At 66.5% G+C, this 19011-nt stretch carries 15 protein-coding genes; 8 read left to right on the forward strand and 7 right to left on the reverse strand.

The features are described from left to right. The first annotated feature begins 4 nt into the window (after positions 1-4). The 5 genes from lepB (at position 5) to pdxJ (ending at position 4274) form a co-directional block, all read left to right on the forward strand. On the forward strand, positions 5-859 hold the full coding sequence (gene lepB / locus CAG41_RS12695; protein WP_085578847.1) for a signal peptidase I: 855 nt from the start codon (positions 5-7) through the stop codon (positions 857-859). Between the two features lie 182 nt (positions 860-1041). Then, complete coding sequence (gene rnc, locus CAG41_RS12700) at positions 1042-1731, forward strand: ribonuclease III (RefSeq protein ID WP_085578849.1); 690 nt, start codon at positions 1042-1044, stop codon at positions 1729-1731. Further along, a complete protein-coding gene (gene era, locus CAG41_RS12705) occupies positions 1724-2626 on the forward strand; it encodes a GTPase Era (protein ID WP_085578852.1) in 903 nt (300 codons plus the stop codon). The genes rnc and era overlap by 8 nt, the downstream gene beginning before the upstream one ends. A gap of 167 nt (positions 2627-2793) precedes the next feature. Further along, positions 2794-3483: a DNA repair protein RecO gene (gene recO / locus CAG41_RS12710; RefSeq protein WP_085707069.1), complete on the forward strand. Its 690-nt coding sequence runs from the start codon at positions 2794-2796 to the stop codon at positions 3481-3483. Positions 3484-3530: 47 nt separating this feature from the next. Continuing rightward, entirely contained in the window at positions 3531-4274 is a 744-nt protein-coding gene (gene pdxJ / locus CAG41_RS12715; protein WP_085631611.1) for a pyridoxine 5'-phosphate synthase, read from the forward strand. A 245-nt stretch (positions 4275-4519) separates the two neighbouring features. Here the strand turns inward: pdxJ and mltF are convergent, their stop codons facing one another. Continuing rightward, positions 4520-5980, reverse strand: coding sequence for a membrane-bound lytic murein transglycosylase MltF (gene mltF / locus CAG41_RS12720; RefSeq protein ID WP_085578858.1), 1461 nt, complete (start codon positions 5978-5980; stop codon positions 4520-4522). A gap of 286 nt (positions 5981-6266) precedes the next feature. On the opposite strand from mltF, the gene purL reads away from it, so the two are divergent. From purL to CAG41_RS12735, 3 genes are all read left to right on the forward strand, one after another. Continuing rightward, entirely contained in the window at positions 6267-10163 is a 3897-nt protein-coding gene (gene purL, locus CAG41_RS12725) for a phosphoribosylformylglycinamidine synthase (RefSeq protein ID WP_085631609.1), read from the forward strand. A gap of 4 nt (positions 10164-10167) precedes the next feature. Next, a complete protein-coding gene (locus CAG41_RS12730; protein WP_085578862.1) occupies positions 10168-10479 on the forward strand; it encodes a YqfO family protein in 312 nt (103 codons plus the stop codon). Between the two features lie 292 nt (positions 10480-10771). Continuing rightward, positions 10772-11068, forward strand: coding sequence for a hypothetical protein (locus CAG41_RS12735; protein ID WP_085578864.1), 297 nt, complete (start codon positions 10772-10774; stop codon positions 11066-11068). A gap of 25 nt (positions 11069-11093) precedes the next feature. Here the strand turns inward: CAG41_RS12735 and nagE are convergent, their stop codons facing one another. The 6 genes from nagE to CAG41_RS12765 form a co-directional block, all read right to left on the reverse strand. Further along, positions 11094-12809 (reverse strand): N-acetylglucosamine-specific PTS transporter subunit IIBC, encoded by a 1716-nt coding sequence (gene nagE / locus CAG41_RS12740; RefSeq protein WP_085578866.1) that lies wholly within the window; start codon positions 12807-12809, stop codon positions 11094-11096. A 23-nt stretch (positions 12810-12832) separates the two neighbouring features. Beyond that, the gene (gene ptsP / locus CAG41_RS12745) at positions 12833-15349 is read right to left on the reverse strand and encodes a phosphoenolpyruvate--protein phosphotransferase (protein WP_085578868.1); all 2517 of its coding nucleotides are present in this window, start codon (positions 15347-15349) and stop codon (positions 12833-12835) included. Between the two features lie 35 nt (positions 15350-15384). Then, a complete protein-coding gene (locus CAG41_RS12750) occupies positions 15385-16407 on the reverse strand; it encodes an SIS domain-containing protein (RefSeq protein ID WP_139831523.1) in 1023 nt (340 codons plus the stop codon). Then, positions 16388-17494 carry an N-acetylglucosamine-6-phosphate deacetylase gene (gene nagA / locus CAG41_RS12755; RefSeq protein WP_085707070.1) on the reverse strand — a complete coding sequence of 369 codons (1107 nt, stop codon included), beginning with the start codon at positions 17492-17494 and terminating at the stop codon, positions 16388-16390. The genes CAG41_RS12750 and nagA overlap by 20 nt, the downstream gene beginning before the upstream one ends. Before the next feature lie 40 nt (positions 17495-17534). Further along, positions 17535-18266, reverse strand: a complete 732-nt coding sequence (locus CAG41_RS12760; RefSeq protein WP_085578874.1) for a GntR family transcriptional regulator — start codon at positions 18264-18266, stop codon at positions 17535-17537. A 396-nt stretch (positions 18267-18662) separates the two neighbouring features. Next, a partial coding sequence (locus tag CAG41_RS12765; protein WP_085707071.1) for a DUF6124 family protein occupies positions 18663-19011 on the reverse strand: 349 nt, incomplete at its 5' end.

The following is a 19011-nucleotide window of genomic DNA, read 5'->3' on the forward strand; positions in this document are numbered from 1 at the left end:
TCCTATGTCACTAAATTTCCCGCTGTTGCTGGTCATCGCCGTGTTCGTCTGCGGCCTGTTGGCGTTGCTCGATCTGTTGATCCTGGCACCGCGTCGGCGTGCTGCCATCGCTTCCTACCAGGGCAGCGTCAGCCAGCCTGACGGTGTGGTGCTGGAGAAGCTGAACAAGGAGCCGCTGCTGGTCGAGTACGGCAAGTCGTTCTTTCCGGTGCTGTTCATCGTGCTGGTGCTGCGTTCGTTCCTGGTGGAACCGTTCCAGATCCCGTCCGGCTCGATGAAACCGACCCTGGACGTCGGCGACTTCATCCTGGTGAACAAGTTCTCCTACGGCATCCGCCTGCCGGTGATCGACAAGAAGGTCATCGAGGTCGGCGACCCGCAGCGGGGCGATGTGATGGTGTTCCGCTACCCGAGCGACCCGAACGTCAACTACATCAAGCGTGTGGTCGGCCTGCCGGGCGACACGGTGCGCTACACCGCCGACAAGCGCCTGTTCGTCAACGGCGAGTCGGTGGCCGAGCAACTGGTCGGCTCCGAGCCGGGCACCCTGGGCAGCGCCGAGCTGTACAAGGAAAAGCTCGGTGCCGCCGAGCACCTGATCCGCAAGGAAATGAGCCGTTACCGCGCCACGCCGGACCGTTCGTGGACCGTGCCGGCCGGGCACTACTTCATGATGGGCGACAACCGCGACAACTCCAACGACAGCCGCTACTGGGACGATCCGAGCATTCCGAAGGATCTCCTGGGCATGGTCCCCGACCGCAACATCGTCGGCAAGGCCTTCGCGGTCTGGATGAGCTGGCCGGAACCGAAACTCAGCCACCTGCCGAACTTCTCGCGGGTCGGCCTGATCAAGTAATCACACACGGCGCTGTTGACCACAGCGCCGAATGCATTTCTGGCGCCGGCACAATCGGCCCGGGGCATGAAGCCAACGATAGTCAGGACGTTATATTTGAACACAGCGTTAATTGTTCCAGGCCTGCGCCGCAATCCGGCGATGGCGGTGGAGTCCAGCCACGAACTCAGCGTGGGTAAACCGTGAGCGTTTCTTTGAGCCGTCTGGAGCGCAAGCTCGGATACACCTTCAAGGACCAGGAACTGATGGTCCTGGCCCTCACGCACCGCAGCTTTGCCGGACGCAACAACGAGCGTCTGGAATTCCTCGGCGATGCGATCCTCAACTTCGTCGCAGGCGAGGCGCTGTTCGAGCGCTTCCCGCTGGCCCGTGAAGGCCAGCTGTCGCGTCTTCGCGCCCGGCTGGTGAAGGGCGAGACCCTGGCCGTGCTGGCCCGTGGCTTCGACCTGGGCGACTACCTGCGCCTGGGCTCCGGCGAGCTGAAGAGCGGCGGGTTCCGCCGCGAATCGATCCTGGCCGACGCCCTCGAAGCCCTGATCGGCGCGATCTACCTCGACGCCGGCATGGAAACGGCCCGCGAGCGCGTGCTGGCCTGGCTGGCCGGCGAGTTCGAGGGCCTGACGCTGGTGGACACCAACAAGGATCCCAAGACCCGTCTGCAGGAATTCCTGCAGTCGCGCAGCTGCGAACTGCCGCGCTACGAGGTGGTGGACATCCAGGGCGAGCCGCACTGCCGAACCTTCTTCGTCGAGTGCGAAGTTGTCCTGTTGAACGAAAAGAGCCGCGGGCAAGGCGTGAGCCGCCGGATCGCCGAACAGGTGGCCGCCGCCGCCGCACTGATCGCCCTGGGCGTGGAGAATGGCAATGACTGAATCAACCGCAACACGCTGTGGCTATGTCGCCATCGTCGGCCGCCCCAACGTGGGCAAGTCCACGCTGCTCAACCACATCCTCGGCCAGAAGCTGGCGATCACCTCGCGCAAGCCGCAGACCACCCGCCACAACATGCTCGGCATCAAGACCGAGGGTGACGTGCAGGCGATCTACGTCGACACCCCCGGCATGCACAAGGGCGGCGAAAAGGCCCTGAACCGCTACATGAACAAGACCGCCTCGGCGGCGTTGAAAGACGTCGACGTGGTGATCTTCGTGGTCGACCGCACCAAGTGGACCGAAGAGGACCAGATGGTGCTCGAACGCGTGCAGTTCGTGACCGGCCCCCTGATCGTCGCGCTGAACAAGACCGACCGCATCGAGGACAAGGCCGAGCTGATGCCGCACCTGTCCTGGCTGCAGGAACAGCTGCCGAATGCGCAGATCATCCCGATCTCGGCGCAGCACGGGCACAACCTCGACGCGCTGGAAAAGGTCATCGCCGACCACCTCCCGGAAAACGATCACTTCTTCCCGGAAGACCAGATCACCGACCGCAGCAGCCGTTTCCTCGCCGCCGAGCTGATCCGCGAGAAGATCATGCGTCAGTTGGGTGCCGAGCTGCCGTACCAGATCACCGTGGAGATCGAAGAGTTCAAGCAGCAGGGCAAGACCCTGCACATCCACGGCCTGATTCTGGTCGAGCGCGACGGCCAGAAGAAAATCATCATCGGCGACAAGGGCGAGCGCATCAAACGCATCGGCACCGAGGCGCGCAAGGACATGGAGCTGCTGTTCGACTCCAAGGTCATGCTCAACCTGTGGGTGAAGGTGAAGGGCGGCTGGTCCGACGACGAGCGCGCACTGCGTTCGCTGGGCTACGGCGACCTGTAAGCCCTGGGCTTGCGCTGCGCCGCAACCCCTTCTGTGGGAGCGGGCTTGCCCGCGGATGCGATGGATCAGTCAAAGCGTCGGTCGACTGATACGCTGCATTTGCGGGCGAGTTCGCTCCCACAGTGATTTTGGCCATGTGAACAACCGCGTTTTCGCATAAGGTCCCCATGTCGCACACTCCGCCTCCCGCCCAGCCTGCCTACGTCCTGCATTCGCGCGCCTACCGCGAAACCAGCGCGCTGGTGGATTTCCTCACGCCGCAAGGCCGGCTGCGGGCGGTGCTGCGCGGTGCGCGGGGCAAGGCCGGCACGCTGGCGCGGCCGTTCGTGCCGCTGGAGGTCGAGTTCCGCGGGCGCGGTGAGCTGAAGAACGTCGGACGCATGGAGAGCGCCGGCACCGCCGTCTGGCTCAACGGCGAGGCGCTGTTCAGCGGCCTCTACCTCAACGAACTGCTGATCCGCCTGCTGCCCGCCGAAGTCCCGCATCCGTCGGTGTTCGATCACTACGCCGCCACGCTGCTGGCCCTGGCCGAAGGCCGGCCGCTGGAGCCGCTGCTGCGTTCGTTCGAATGGCGCCTGATCGATGACCTGGGCTACGGCTTCGCGCTGAACGTCGATATCCACGGCGAGCCCATCGCCCCGGACGGGCTCTACCGCCTGCAGGTGGACGCCGGCCTCGAACGGGTGCACCTGCTGCAGCCGGGGCTGTTCAACGGCAACGAACTGCTGGCCATGGCCGACGCCGACTGGTCGGCGCCCGGTGCGCTGTCGGCCGCCAAGCGCCTGATGCGCCAGGCCCTGGCCGTTCACCTGGGCGGCCGTCCCCTGGTCAGCCGCGAGCTGTTTCGCAAGTCCTGATCAGCCCGTATGCTGTGCGCCGAATCCCTCAATTCAGGAGCGCATCCGTGACCACCAGCAATCGCATTCTTCTCGGCGTGAACATCGACCACGTCGCCACCCTGCGCCAGGCCCGCGGCACGCGTTACCCGGATCCGGTCAAGGCGGCGCTGGACGCGGAAGAGGCGGGCGCCGACGGGATCACCGTGCACCTGCGCGAAGACCGCCGGCACATCCAGGAGCGCGACGTGCTGCTGCTCAAGGACGTGCTGCAGACCCGCATGAACTTCGAAATGGGCGTCACCGAGGAAATGATGGCGTTCGCCGAGCGCATCCGTCCGGCGCACATCTGCCTGGTGCCGGAAACCCGCCAGGAACTGACCACCGAAGGCGGCCTCGATGTGGCCGGGCAAGAGGCGCGGATCAAGGCGGCGGTGGAGCGCCTGTCGAAGATCGGCAGCGAAGTGTCGCTGTTCATCGACGCCGACGAGCGGCAGATCGCCGCCTCCAAGCGGGTGGGCGCACCGGCCATCGAACTGCACACCGGGCGCTATGCCGACGCCGAAACCCCGGCGGATGTGGCCGAGGAGCTCAAGCGCGTGGCCGACGGCGTGGCGTTCGGTCTGGCCCAGGGGCTGATCGTCAACGCCGGCCACGGCCTGCACTACCACAACGTCGAGGCGGTCGCGGCGATCAAGGGCATCAACGAGCTGAACATCGGCCATGCGCTGGTGGCCCATGCGCTGTTCGTCGGCTTCAAGTCCGCCGTGTCCGAAATGAAGGCGCTGATCCTGGCTGCCGCCAAGGCCTGAGCACCGCCGTTCCTGCCTTGTCTTGCGCTGGCCGCAATCGCCAGCAGGCTGGCTCCCACAAAGGGGCTTGGGTGGATGCAGGATCTGCGGTGACCGCAAGACAAGGTGGCTGCAATCGCCAGCAGGCTGGCTCCTACAGGGGGGGCTAGGGTGGATGCAGGATCTGCGGTGACCGCAAGACAAGGTGGGAGCCAGCCTGCTGGCGATAGTGTCAGCCAAAGCGCCGCTGACGCACCGGGCCGGGGTCAGAGCGGCGCAGGTTCCTGCGCCGGCTTGGACTTGTCGATGCCCGGCACGTGCAGGTTGCCCTCGGCCACTTGCGTGCCTTCAAGCTGCGGCTGGGTCACCCAGGTGAGGATGTCGTAGTAGCGGCGGATGTTCGCCACGAAGTGCACCGGCTCGCCGCCCCGGGCGTAGCCGTAGCGGGTCTTGCTGTACCACTGCTTCTGCGACAGGCGCGGCAGCATCTTCTTCACGTCCAGCCATTTGTCCGGGCTCAGGCCCTCGCGGGAGGCCAGCTTGCGCGCGTCGTCGAGGTGGCCGATGCCGACGTTGTAGGCCGCCAGGGCGAACCAGGTGCGGTCCGGTTCCTGGATCGATTCGTCGAGCTGGTCCTTCATGTAGGCCAGGTACTTGGCGCCGCCCATGATGCTTTGCTTGGGATCCAGGCGGTTGGACACGCCCATGGCCTGGGCCGTGTTCTGGGTCAGCATCATCAGGCCGCGCACGCCGGTCTTGGAGGTGACCGCCGGTTGCCACAGCGATTCCTGATAGCCGATGGCGGCCAGCAGGCGCCAGTCGACCTTCTCTTTCTTGGCGTAGGTCTTGAAGTGCTGTTCGTATTTGGGCAGGCGCTGCTGCAGGTGCTGGGCGAAGGTGGTGGCGCCCATGTAGCCGAGGACGTCGACGTGGCCGTAGTAGCGGTCCTTGAGGCGCTGCAGGGTACCGTTCTTCTGGGCCTTGTCGAGGTAGGCGTTGATCTCGTTGAGCAGGCTGTTGTCTTCGCCGGCCGCCACCGCCCAGCTCTGGCTGCGGGCGTCGCCCAGGTCGAAGGCCACGCGCACGTTGGTGAAGTACACCTGGTTCATCGCCACTTCGTTGGAGTCGACCAGGGTCAGGTCGATCTGGCCTTCGTCGACCATGCGCAGCAGATCGACCACCTCGACGGCGTCCGACTCTTCGTATTCGATGCCGGGGTACTTGCGCTTCAGCTCGGCCAATTGCTCGGCGTGGGTGCTGCCCTTGAGCACCATGATCTTCCTGCCGACCAGGTCGCCCGGTTCGGTGGGGCGCGATTGGCCGTTGCGGTAGATGACCTGCGGGGTGACTTCGAGATAGGGGTGGGAGAACCGCACCTGCTTGGTGCGCTGTTCGCTGCTGACCAGGCCGGCGGCGGCCAGCACCGGGCCGTTGGGCTTGCCGACCTGGTCGAACAGGTCGTCGAGGTTGTCGGCGGTCTCGATCTTCAGCTCGACCCCCAAATCGTCGGCGAAGCGCTTCACCAGCTCGTATTCGAAGCCGGTTTCACCGCTGCGATCCTGAAAGTAGGTGGCGGGGCTGTTACGGGTGATGACCCGCAGCACGCCGTCCTCCTTTACGCGCTCCAGGGTGTTGGGTTTGTCAACACAGCCACTGAGCATCAGGAAGAGTCCGGTGGCGATCAGCCATTTGGCGTATCGCGGACGCAAAGCCGTTGGGAAAAACATGTGCGCAGTATACGCAAAGGACCGTGAGCGCCATATCTCGACAGTCGAAGGGTTGTCTGATAGAGCCCTGAAAACCGCCCGCAGCCCCACGGGAACGGGCTCTTGCGGCAATTTGTTACAGCATGGGTGGGGGCGTGTCCCGCCATGCCGGAATTTGACCTCGAAGGCAGGAACGGCGGGCTTTTCACGGGTGCTACCGTGTGTAGCGTTTCGGGTGATGTTGGAGGCGGTTTTAGGCTAGAATGCACGGCCTCAAAGCACACCCCTTCCCGAGGCTGTCCCGAAGATGTTGATCCTGCGCGGCGCTCCTGCCCTTTCTGCCTTTCGCCACAGCAAACTCCTTGAGCAACTGAGCCAGAAGGTTCCGGCTGTCAGTGGCCTGTATGCTGAATTCGCTCACTTCGCCGAAGTCACCGGCGTCCTGACCGGCGACGAACAGCAGGTGCTTGCGCGCCTTCTGAAATACGGCCCAAGCGTTCCGGTACAAGAGCCGACCGGCCGTCTGTTCCTGGTGCTGCCGCGTTTCGGCACCATCTCGCCCTGGTCGAGCAAGGCCAGCGACATCGCCCGCAACTGCGGCCTGGGCAAGGTCCAGCGCCTGGAGCGCGGCATCGCGTTCTACGTGGCCGGCCAGTTCAACGACGCCGAGGCGCAGCTGATCTCGGACGCCCTGCACGACCGCATGACCCAGATCGTCCTGGGCAACCTGGAGCAGGCTGCCGGTCTGTTCAGCCACGCCGAGCCCAAGCCGCTGAGCGCCGTCGACATCCTCGGCGGCGGCCGCGCCGCGCTGGAGAAAGCCAACACCGAGCTGGGCCTGGCCCTGGCCGAAGACGAGATCGACTACCTGGTCAACGCCTTCGTCGGCCTCAAGCGCAACCCGCACGACATCGAACTGATGATGTTCGCCCAGGCCAACTCCGAGCACTGCCGTCACAAGATCTTCAACGCCAGTTGGGACATCGACGGCGAGAGCCAGGAAAAAAGCCTGTTCGGCATGATCAAGAACACCTACCAGATGCACAGCGAAGGCGTCCTGTCGGCCTACAAGGACAACGCCTCGGTGATCGTCGGCAGCGTGGCCGGCCGCTTCTTCCCCGATCCTGAGACCCGCCGCTACGGCGCGGTGCAGGAGCCGGTGCACATCCTGATGAAGGTCGAGACCCACAACCACCCGACCGCGATCGCCCCGTTCCCGGGCGCGTCCACCGGCTCCGGCGGCGAGATCCGCGACGAAGGCGCCACCGGCCGCGGCGCCAAGCCGAAGGCGGGCCTGACCGGCTTCACCGTGTCGAACCTGCAGATCCCGGGCTTCGAACAGCCGTGGGAAGTGCCGTACGGCAAGCCTGAGCGCATCGTCAACGCCCTGGACATCATGATCGAAGGCCCGCTGGGCGGCGCCGCGTTCAACAACGAATTCGGCCGTCCGGCCCTGACCGGCTACTTCCGTACCTTCGAACAGTCGATCGCCACGCCTCACGGCGACGAAGTGCGCGGCTACCACAAGCCGATCATGCTGGCCGGCGGCATGGGCAACATCCGCGAGCAGCACGTGCAGAAGGGCGAGATCGTGGTCGGCTCCAAGCTGATCGTGCTCGGCGGCCCGGCGATGCTGATCGGCCTGGGCGGCGGCGCGGCCTCTTCCATGGCCACCGGCACCAGCTCGGCGGACCTGGACTTCGCTTCCGTGCAGCGGGAAAACCCGGAAATGGAGCGCCGTTGCCAAGAGGTCATCGACCGCTGCTGGCAGCTGGGCGACAAGAACCCGATCAGCTTCATCCACGACGTCGGCGCGGGCGGCCTGTCCAACGCCTTCCCTGAGCTGGTCAACGACGGCGGCCGCGGCGGCCGCTTCGAACTGCGCAACATCCCGAACGACGAGCCGGGCATGGCCCCGCACGAGATCTGGAGCAACGAGTCCCAGGAACGTTACGTGCTGGCCGTAGGCCCTGCCGACTTCGAACGCTTCCAGGCGATCTGCGAGCGCGAGCGCTGCCCGTTCGCCGTGGTCGGCGAAGCCACCGCCGAACCGCAACTGACCGTCACCGACAGCCACTTCGGCAACAGCCCGGTGGACATGCCGCTGGAAGTGCTGCTGGGCAAGCCGCCGCGCATGCACCGTTCGGTGGCCCGCGAAGCCGAGCTGGGCGATGACTTCGATCCGTCGACCCTCGACGTCGCCGAGTCCATCGAGCGCGTCCTGCATCACCCGGCCGTGGCCAGCAAGAGCTTCCTGATCACCATCGGCGACCGCACCATCACCGGCCTCGTGGCCCGCGACCAGATGGTCGGCCCATGGCAGGTGCCGGTGGCCGACGTGGCCGTCACCGCCACCAGCTTCGACGTCTACACCGGCGAAGCCATGGCGATGGGCGAGCGCACTCCGCTGGCCCTGCTGGACGCTCCGGCGTCGGGCCGTATGGCCATCGGCGAAACCCTGACCAACCTCGCGGCCTCGCGCATCGGCAAGCTGTCCGACATCAAGCTGTCGGCGAACTGGATGTCCGCCGCCGGCCATCCGGGCGAAGACGCCCGCCTGTACGACACCGTGAAGGCGGTCGGCATGGAGCTGTGCCCTGAGCTGGGCATCACCATCCCGGTGGGCAAGGACTCCATGTCCATGGCCACCCGCTGGAAGGACAACGGCGAAGACAAGACCGTCACCTCGCCGATGTCGCTGATCGTGACCGGTTTCGCTCCGGTGCTCGACGTCCGCCAGACCCTGACCCCGGTGCTGCGCATGGACAAAGGCACCACCGACCTGATCCTGATCGACCTCGGCCGCGGCCAGAACCGCATGGGCGCCTCGATCCTCGCCCAGGTGCACGCCAAGCTCGGCAAGCAGGCGCCGGACGTCGACGACGCCGAAGACCTCAAGGCCTTCTTCGCGGTGATCCAGGGCCTCAACGCCGACGGTCACCTGCTGGCCTACCATGACCGCTCCGACGGCGGCCTGCTGACCACCGTGATGGAAATGGCCTTCGCCGGCCACTGCGGCCTGAACCTGAACCTGGACAGCGTCGCCGAATCCGCGGCGGAAATCCCGGCGATCCTGTTCAACGAAGAGCTGGGCGCCGTGATCCAGGTGCGCCAGGACGCCACCGCCGACATCCTCGCCCAGTTCAGCGCCGCTGGCCTTGGCGACTGCGTGTCGGTGATCGGCCAGCCGATCAACAACGGCCAGGTCAACATCGTGTTCAACGGCCAGACCGTGTTCGAAGGCCAGCGCCGCCTGCTGCAGCGCCAGTGGGCCGAGACCAGCCACCGGATCCAGCGCCTGCGCGACAACGCCGACTGCGCCGACCAGGAATTCGACGCGCTGCTGGAAGAGGACAACCCGGGCCTGAGCGTCAAGCTGAGCTTCGACGTCAACCAGGACATCGCCGCGCCTTACATCAAGAAAGGCATCCGCCCGCAAGTCGCCGTGCTGCGTGAGCAGGGCGTCAACGGTCAGGTGGAGATGGCGGCGGCGTTCGACCGTGCCGGCTTCAGCGCGATCGACGTGCACATGAGCGACATCCTCGCCGGCCGCGTCGACCTGAACGAGTTCAAGGGCCTGGTGGCCTGCGGCGGCTTCTCCTACGGTGACGTGCTGGGCGCCGGCGAAGGCTGGGCCAAGTCGGCGCTGTTCAACAGCCGCGCCCGCGACGCGTTCCAGGGCTTCTTCGAGCGCAACGACAGCTTCACCCTCGGCGTGTGCAACGGTTGCCAGATGATGTCCAACCTGCACGAGCTGATTCCGGGCAGCGAGTTCTGGCCGCACTTCGTGCGCAACCGTTCCGAGCAGTTCGAGGCGCGGGTGGCCATGGTCCAGGTCCAGGAGTCGAACTCGATCTTCCTGCAGGGCATGGCCGGTTCGCGCATGCCGATCGCCATCGCCCACGGCGAAGGCCATGCCGAATTCGAAAGCGAAGAGGCGTTGCTCGAAGCCGACCTGTCCGGTTGCGTGGCCATGCGTTTCGTCGACAACCACGGCAAGGTCACCGAAGCCTACCCGGCCAACCCGAACGGCTCGCCGCGCGGGATCACCGGCCTGACCAGCCGCGACGGCCGCGTGACGATCATGATGCCGCACCCGGAACGCGTGTTCCGCGCCGTGCAGAACTCGTGGCGTTCGGACGACTGGAACGAAGACGCGCCATGGATGCGCATGTTCCGCAACGCCCGCGTCTGGGTGAACTGAGGCCGTGCACAAGCTCGCCTTCTTTGTGCCCGACAGCCATGTGGAAACGGTGAAAACCGCCGTTTTCGCAGCCGGCGGCGGGCGCATCGGCCAGTACGACAGCTGCGCCTGGCAAGTGCTGGGCCGGGGCCAGTTCCGTGCGCTGGACGGCAGCCGGCCGTTCATCGGGCAGGTGGGCCAGGTTGAAACGGTCGAGGAATGGAAAGTCGAGCTGGTGGTGGCGGATGACCTGATCCACGCCGCCGTCGCGGCGCTCAAGGGCAGCCATCCCTACGAGACACCGGCCTATGAGGTGTGGCGGCTGGAGGATTTCTGATCCTCTGGCGGTCGAAACGAAAAACCCGCTGAACGTCCGTTCAGCGGGTTTTTTGTTGCTGCGGCAAAGGTCGGATCCCCATGGAGGCTGGCGTAAGGCTGTCAGGCCTCTCAGGTTCAGGTTGCGGGCGCATCGGGCCCTCATGGATCTGTCTGGCGAAGGCGATGTCCAGATTGAAATCGCGACGCGGCGGCCGGCTTCAGCCGGCGACCTGTAATTTCTGACAGTGGCGCATTCGCCGGTTAGCGTGTCTGATGGACGTTCCTCTACGTCGGCCAGAAGGAGCTCTGTGATGGCTTCACATCATTCGGCACCCACCATCACGTCGGTGAAGGACGTCAACGGCAATGAGATCGGGCACGGGGACGCAGTCCTGCGCTCGGTGGTGACCGTCCATGGCACCGGCGCCAGAAGCGAACTCATCAGAATCTTCGACAACCAGGTGCTGGCCGGGAAAGCCTTTGCCGGCATCAACGGGCTGTGGTCGTGCCGTCTGTCCGGGCTCGATGCGGGGCGGCACAGCGTGACCGCGAAAAGCGCGACGGGCGCCTCGCCGGCCAGGCCGTTCGTCGTCAAGGCTTCCCCGTGATGCACCGCACCTGAGTGCCGCCGGTTCAGACCCTTGCGCTGACCTCGCTGCGGCTGACCAGCGCTTCGATCGCCTTGCTCAAGCCCGGCGCCCGTTCCCCGGCCAGCAAATGCCAGACGCCGTCCTCCAACTGGCTGACCCCGAGGCACCCCAGTTCCTTCAGGCGGATCTCGGACAAGCCTTTGCCGTCGGCCAGTTGCAGGCGGATCCGGGTCAGGGCGATGCAGTCCAGCTGCAGCACATTGTCACTGCCGCCCACGGCATCCAGCCATTGCAGGGCTTCAGCGGGGGCCACGGCCACGGGCCTAGGGGCCTCGACGGCCGCTGCCGCAGCGGCCATCCGGCCAGAGCCGGAGGCCGGCATCGCCAGGCGGATCTCATCGGCAATGCTATCGGCCAGCGGCCCGACCACCACCTGCAGACTGCCGCCCTTGCCCGGACGCACCACGGCCATGGCGCCCAGCGCCTTCAGGTCAGCGTCCGAGGCCTTGTCGCGATCGACCATCTCCAGGCGCAGGCGGGTGGTGCAGGCGCCGACGGTCAGCAGGTTGGCGGCGCCGCCGAGCGCCTTGATGTAGGCCCCGGCCCGCTCGTTCTCGCCGATCGCCGCCTTGTCCGTGGCGACCGCGTCCTCACGGCCCGGCGTCTTCAGGTTGAAGCGGCGGATGCAGAAATCGAACACGGCGTAGTACACCACCGCATACGCCAGCCCTACCGGCACCACGAGCCAGCCGTTGGTTGACTTGCCCCAGCCCAGCACCATGTCGATGAAGCCGCCGGAGAAGGTGAAGCCCAGATGGATGTTCAGCGCGTTGGTGATCGCCATCGACAGCCCGGTCAGCAGCGCATGCAGCAGGTACAGCAGCGGGGCGAGGAACATGAAGGCGAATTCGATGGGCTCGGTGACGCCGGTCAGGAACGAGGTCAGGGCCATCGACAGGAAGATCCCGCCCATCACCTTGCGCCGCTCCGGCAGGGCGTTGCGGTACATCGCCAGGCACGCGGCGGGCAGGCCGAAGATCATCATCGGGAACATGCCGGTCATGAACTGGCCGCCCTTCGGGTCGCCGGCGAAGTAGCGCGACAGGTCGCCCGTGACCAGCGCCCCGGTGGCCGGGTCGGTGAAGTTGCCGAACACGAACCACGCCATGTTGTTGAGGATGTGGTGCAGGCCGGTGACGATCAGCAGGCGGTTGAACACGCCGAACACAAACGCGCCGAAGCTGCCGCTTTCCATCATCAGGCTGCCGAAGGCGTTGATGCCGTGCTGGATCGGCGGCCAGATATAGCCGAACAGCACGCCCAGGCCCACCGCCGCGAACCCGGTGACGATCGGCACGAAGCGCCGTCCGCCGAAGAACGCCAGGTACTCCGGCAGCTTGATGTCCTTGAAGCGGTTGTACAGCGCGCCGGCCATCAGGCCGCTGACGATTCCGGCGAGCATGCCCATGTTGATGCTCGGGTCGAGCACCTTGAGGGTCGAGACCATCACCAGGTAGCCGATGACCCCGGCCAGCCCCGCCGTGCCGTTGTTGTCGCGGGCGAAGCCGACGGCGATGCCGATGGCGAAGATCATCGCCAGGTTGGCGAAGATCACTTGGCCGGCGTCGTGGATGATCGCGATGTTCAGCAGGTCAGTGTCGCCCAGGCGCAGCAGCAGGCCGGCGATCGGCAGGATCGCGATCGGCAGCATCAGGGCGCGGCCCAGGCGTTGCAGGCCTTCGATGAAGAGTTGGTACATGGCGTTTGTCCTTTTTGTTGTTGTCAGCGCAGCGGCCAATGTTGATGACAGGCATGGCGCACCGCCGCGGCGCTGCTCAGCTTGAGCAGGTCGTGGGCGAGGCGTCGGCATTCGGTTTCTTGCACCTGACGCACGCGGTCCTTGATCTCGCCGATCTGCACCGGGCTCACCGACAGCTCGCGCACGCCCAGCCCGACCAGCACCGGCGTCGCCAGCGGATCCGACGCCAGCGCGCCGCAGACCCCGACCCAGCGCTTGTGCACCGCCGCGCCTGCGCAGGTCATGGCGACCAGCCGCAGCAGCGCCGGGTGCAGCGCATCGACCCGCGCGGCGAGGCCCGCGTGGTCGCGGTCCATGGCCAGGGTGTACTGCGACAGGTCGTTGGTGCCGATGGAGAGGAAGTCCGCGTGCTCGGCCAGTTGTTCCGCTTGCAGCGCAGCGGCGGGGACTTCGATCATCACGCCGATCTCCGGGCGCCGGGCGATGCCCAGTTCGCCGCACAGGGCATCGACGCGCCGGCGAATGTGCAGCAGCTCGTCGACCTCGGTGACCATCGGCAACAGGATCCGGCAGCGCTCCAGCGGGCGGGTCTGCAGCAGGGCGCGCAATTGCTGGTCGAGGATCTCGGGGCGGGCCTGGGCCAGGCGGATGCCGCGCAGGCCGAGCACCGGGTTGGCTTCCGGCGGCAACGGCAGGTAATCGAGCTGTTTGTCGCCGCCGACGTCGATGGTGCGGATGATCACCGGCTTGTCGCCCATGGCGTCGAGCACGGCTTGATAGGCGGCGCGCTGTTCCTCTTCGGTCGGCGCGGTGTGGCGGTCGACGAACAGGAACTCGGTGCGCAGCAGGCCGACGCCGTCGGCGCCGTTGGCCAGGGCGTCCGCCGCCTCGGCGCTGGAGGCGACATTGGCCGCCACGTCGATGGACACGCCGTCGAAGGTCGCTGCGGGTTGGTGGGCGCGCAGCTGTTGGGCGGCACGGCGCTCTTGGCGCTCCTGGCGGATCTGCCCGACCTGCGCCAGACGCTCAGCGCCCGGCACCAACTCCAGACGGCCGCCGTCGGCATCCAGCACCACCGCTTGGCCTTGCTCCTGATCCAACAGCGCAGCGCCCAGGGCGACGAGGCAGGGCAGGCCTTTGCCCCGGGCAAGGATCGCCACGTGGGAGGTGGCGCCGCCCTCGGCCATGCACAGCCCGGCCACGCCTTGGCCGCTCAGTTGCAGCAGGTCTGAAGGCGTCAGTTCGTGGGCGGCGACGATGGCGCCGGCGGGCACGTCGTAATGCCACGCCTCGCCGAGCAGGGCGCGCAGCACCCGCTGCCGGAGGTCGCGCAGGTCGTTGGCGCGTTCGGCCAGCAGCGCGCTGCCGGTCTGTTGCAGCACCTGGCACTGCGCGTCGATGGACTGGCTCCAGGCATGGGTCGCGGCGCTGCCGCCGTCGATGGCCTGCGCAGCGGCGTCGAGCAGGGCCGGGTCTTCCAGCAGCGCCAGGTGGGCGGCGAAGATCGCTTCTTCGTCGGTGTTGCCGAGCCTTTTGGCCTGGGCGAGGGTGCCGTCGATCTCCTGGCGCACCTGGTTCAGGGACGCATCGAAGGCTTGCCGTTGGCCGGCGGGATCATGGCCGCCGGCGTCGGGCGGCAGGCTGATGGCATTGAGTTTGAACAGCGGCCCGTCGACCAGCCCCGGCGCGGCGCACACGCCTTGCAGCACGCCGGCCTCGGCCGGGCGCTTGGGCGCGGAGTGGCTGGCCGGCGCCACGGCGGCGTGTCGGTCCTCCGGCAAGGCAGTGGCCAGCGCGGCGAGCAGGGCTTGCAGCGCCGCGTCGGCGTCCGGCCCCTGACAGCTCACCTGCACCTCATCCTGTTCGCCGACGGCCAGCCCCATCAGGCCGATGAGGCTGTTGCACGGCGCCGACTTGCCGGCGAAGTGCAGTTGCGAGCGGCTCTGGAACCCTTGCGCGGTCTGGCGGATCAGCGCCGCCGGGCGCGCATGCAGGCCGCCGCGGTGGGCGACCCGCACCTGTGCGCGCACCTCGGGGCCCTCACGCTCCTCGGTGTTCGCCGCCTGAGGCGTGCGGGCGATGATGTGCAGCAGCGGCTCGCCCACCTTCACGTGCTTGAGGGTGATCGGCCGGGCCTGGAAATCCTCGCTGTTGGTCAGGATCAGCAGGCTCACCAGGCTCTTGCAGCGGCGTGCGACCTTGTCCACGTCATAGCGCAACAGCGGCTGGCCCTTGCTGACCCGGGCGCCTTCTTTGACCAGCACGGAAAAGCCTTCGCCCTGCAGCTCGACCGTGTCCAGGCCCAGGTGCAGCAGCAGTTCGGCGCCGTTGTCGGCGCGCACGGTGAGCGCGTGGCCGGTGCGGGCGACATGGATCACCACGCCTGCGCACGGTGAGTGCAAGGTGTCGTTCAGCGGATCGATGGCGATGCCGTCGCCCATCGCGCCGCCGGCGAACACCGCGTCCGGGACTTTGGCGAGCGTGAGCACCGGGCCGCTGAGCGGGGCGCTTAAGGTCAGCTCTTTATTGTTGTTGTGCATGGCTCGGTCTCATCAGGAAAACGTTCGGTTCGGACTCAGTGGGTGCGCGTGACTTTGCTCAGGTGACGCGGCTGGTCCGGATCCATGCCCCGGGCCACGGCCAGGCCGGCGGCCATCACGTAGAAGCTCTGGATGGCCAGGATCGGGTCCAGGGCCGGGTGTTCGGCCCGGGTCAGGGTCAGGTCGCGTTCGGTCACGTCGTCCGGCGCGGCTAGCAGCACGCGGGCGCCGCGCTGGCGCATGTCGGCGGCCAGGCTCAGCAGGCCGGCCTGCTCGGCGCCGCGGGGGGCGAACACCAGCAACGGGTAGTTCTCGTCGATCAGGGCCATCGGCCCATGGCGCACTTCGGCGCTGCTGAAGGCTTCGGCCTGGATCGCCGAGGTTTCCTTGAACTTCAGCGCGGCTTCCTGGGCGATGGCGAAACCGGCGCCGCGGCCGATCACCATCAGGCGCTCGCAGTCGCGCAGGGCGTCGACGGCCACGGTCCAATCTTGTTTCGCCGCCTCACGCAGGCCGGCGGGCAGCGCGTTGTGGGCGTCCAGCAGTTCCGGATCCTCTTTCCAGTGGCCGATCAGCCGGGCGCTGGCGCTGAGGGTGGCGATGAAGCTCTTGGTGGCGGCGACGCTGCTTTCGGTGCCCGCCAGCAACGGCAGGCTGAACTCGCACGCGGCCTCCAGGGGCGAGGCTTCGGCGTTGACCATGGCGATGCTCAGGGCGCCGCGCTTGCGCAGCAGGCGCAGGCTGTTGACCAGATCCGGGCTCTGGCCCGACTGGGAAAACGCGAACGCCACCTGGCCGCTGACCTTGAGCGGCGCCTGCTGCATGGTCACCACCGACATCGGCAGCGAGGCCACCGGAATGCCCAGCTGCTGCATGGTCAGGTAGGCGAAGTAGCTGGCCGCATGATCGGAACTGCCGCGGGCCACGGTCATCGCCACCTGCGGCGGCTGACGGCGCAGGCGTCCGGCGATCTCGGTCATCGCTGCGTCGAGCTGATTGAGTTGCGCCTGCACGGCTTCATGCGAGGACAGCGCCTCTTCAAGCATTTTTGAAGTCAATGTCTTCTCCTTCGACCATGACGGCGGTCAGTGTGAGCGAGCGGTCCAGCCGCACGCAGTCGGCCCAGGCTCCCGGTTGCAGGCGCCCGCGATCGGTGATGCCGAGGTAGTCGGCGGGAAATTGCGACAGGCGCTGCGAGGCTTCGGCGATCGGCAGGCCGATCTTCACCAGGTTGCGCAGGGCCTGATCCATGGTCAGGGTGCTGCCGGCCAGGGTGCCGTCCGGCAGGCGCACGCCGCCCAGGCACTTGGTCACGGTGTGGCTGCCCAGCTTGTACTCGCCGTCGGGCATGCCGGCGGCGGCGGTGGAGTCGGTGACGCAGTACAGGCACGGGATCGAGCGCAGGGCCACGCGGATCGCACCGGGGTGCACGTGCAGCAGATCCGGGATCAGCTCGGCGAACTTCGCGTGGGCCAGCGCCGCGCCGACGATCCCCGGTTCGCGGTGATGCAGCGGGCTCATGGCGTTGTACAAGTGGGTGAAACTGGTGGCGCCGGCCTCCAGCGCCGCCACGCCTTCCTCGTAGCTGCCCAGGGTATGGCCGATCTGCAGGCGGATGCCCCGGGCGCTCAAGGCGCGGATCAGCGCATCGTGCCCGGCGATCTCCGGGGCGATGGTGATCACCCGGATTGGCGCCAGCGCCAGGTATTGCTCGACCTCGGCCATCAGCGCGGTGTGGGCGAAGTTCGGCTGGGCGCCGAGTTTGCCGGGGTTGATGTAAGGGCCTTCCAGGTGCACGCCAAGCACCCGGGCGGCGTTGTTTGGCCGCTGTTCGCAGAACGTGCCGAGCGCTTTCAGCACGCTGGCGATCTCGGCGCTCGGTGCGGTCATGGTGGTGGCCAGCAGCGACGTGGTGCCGAAGCGCACGTGGGTCTTGGTGATGGTCTCGAAGGCCACGGCGCCTTCCATGATGTCCTTGCCGCCGCCGCCGTGGACGTGCAGGTCGATGAAGCCCGGCAGCAGGTAAGGCAGGTCGTTGTCGGCCGGATCGCAGGGCACGCCCTCGATGGACACGACCTTGCCGTGTGCGTGGATCAGCCGGCCGCAGACCCAGCCGTGGGCGGTGAGGATGTTGTCTTCGGACATGTTCGGGTCTCTCGTTCGGCTGCCTGACGGCGCAGCTTTTTTATCTACGAAGCTCTGCAACAAAGTCGTAGTAGTCGTTGCGGCAATAGGTGTCGGTGACTTCGATGGGCGTGTTGTCTTCGAGGTAGCCGACCCGGGTCATCAGCAGCATGGCGGTGCCGGGGGCGATGCCGACCAGCGCGGCGAACTCGTCAGAGGCGTTGATCGCCTGGATGTGCTGCAGCGCCCGGACAATCGGCTTGCCGATGCCGTCGAGGTATTCGTAGAGCGAATCGCCCACGGCCTGGGGCTTGGGCATGATCGAGGCGGGCAGGGTGCTCATCTCGATGGCCATCACCGTGTCGTCGGCTTTGCGCAGGCGCTTGAGCCGCGCCACCTTGTCGTTGGGCGACAGGCCGAGGCGGATCAGTTCTTCGTGGGTCGGCAGGGTGATGTCCCGCTCCAGCCACTGCGAGCTGGGCACGAAACCCTTGAGCCTGAGCATTTCGCTGAAGCCCGACAGGCGTGACAGGGGTTGTTCGAGGCGCGGGGTGATGAAAGTGCCGGAGCCTTGCAGCCGGCGGATCAGTCCTTGGTCGAGCAGGACTTCCAGGGCCTTGCGCGCGGTCACCCGGGAAATCCCCAAGGACTCGCTTAAGTTGCGCTCCGACGGCATCGCCTGCTCGGCTTTCCACTGGCCGGCATGGATGGCCGCTTCCAGGTTGCGCGCCAGTTGCAGGTACAGCGGCGTCGGCTGGGCCTCGTCGGGGCGCAGGGCGTGGAGGTCGTTCATGGCGGTGGTTTCCGGCGCGGGTTGGGGTTGTTGTGGTGCGCTTGTGGGGCGGAAGCTAATACCACTTGAATACCATGTCAACGCACCGGATCGGCCATAAAGCCAGTGGATTCGGGGTGTTTGGGCGGGGTGGTTTCAAGTGGTATTAGAGGTGGGCTTGCCGGCGCAAAAAATCGCCGTCTGCGGCCGTGTTTGGGCCGGCGAGTGGTATCACCCCGGCAGGCGTTGTCGCGAAAGGTGATTGATCAAAAATATTTTTGAAGACGACCAGCGGTGGCAGGACTGAGTCTTTGTGGGAGCCAGCAGGCTGGCGATACCGGTGGGTCAGTCGAATGTGATACCGGCTGATACGTCACCATCGCCAGCAGGCTGGCTCCCACAGGGTTTTGCGTCTGCTCAAAGGGCCGCGTCGGCCTTCAGCTCCAGGCTGTCCAGCACCCGGTTCACCGCCAGTTCGCCGAGCATGATCAGCTGTGCGATGCCTTGCGCCGTATGCCGGTGCTGACCGTCCAGCAGCCCCGCAAAGTTGTTGGCCATGACCTTGGCCGAGGTCAGGGTCTCGCAGGCGTCGGCCAGCAGTTCCTCGTTGTCGGCGGCGGGGGCGATGGCGTAGAGCTTGCTGATCTTCAGCGTAGAGCCGGGGACGGCAGTCGGGTTGAGGTAATGGTCGAGGGCGCGCTCGGCGGCTTCGTTGAGCTTGCGCGAGTCGGGGGATTCGTAGGGGGAGGTGGGGTCGGTTTCGGGT

Source organism: Pseudomonas sp. B35(2017) (assembly GCF_002113645.1).
GTDB classification, from domain to species: domain Bacteria; phylum Pseudomonadota; class Gammaproteobacteria; order Pseudomonadales; family Pseudomonadaceae; genus Aquipseudomonas; species Aquipseudomonas ekonensis.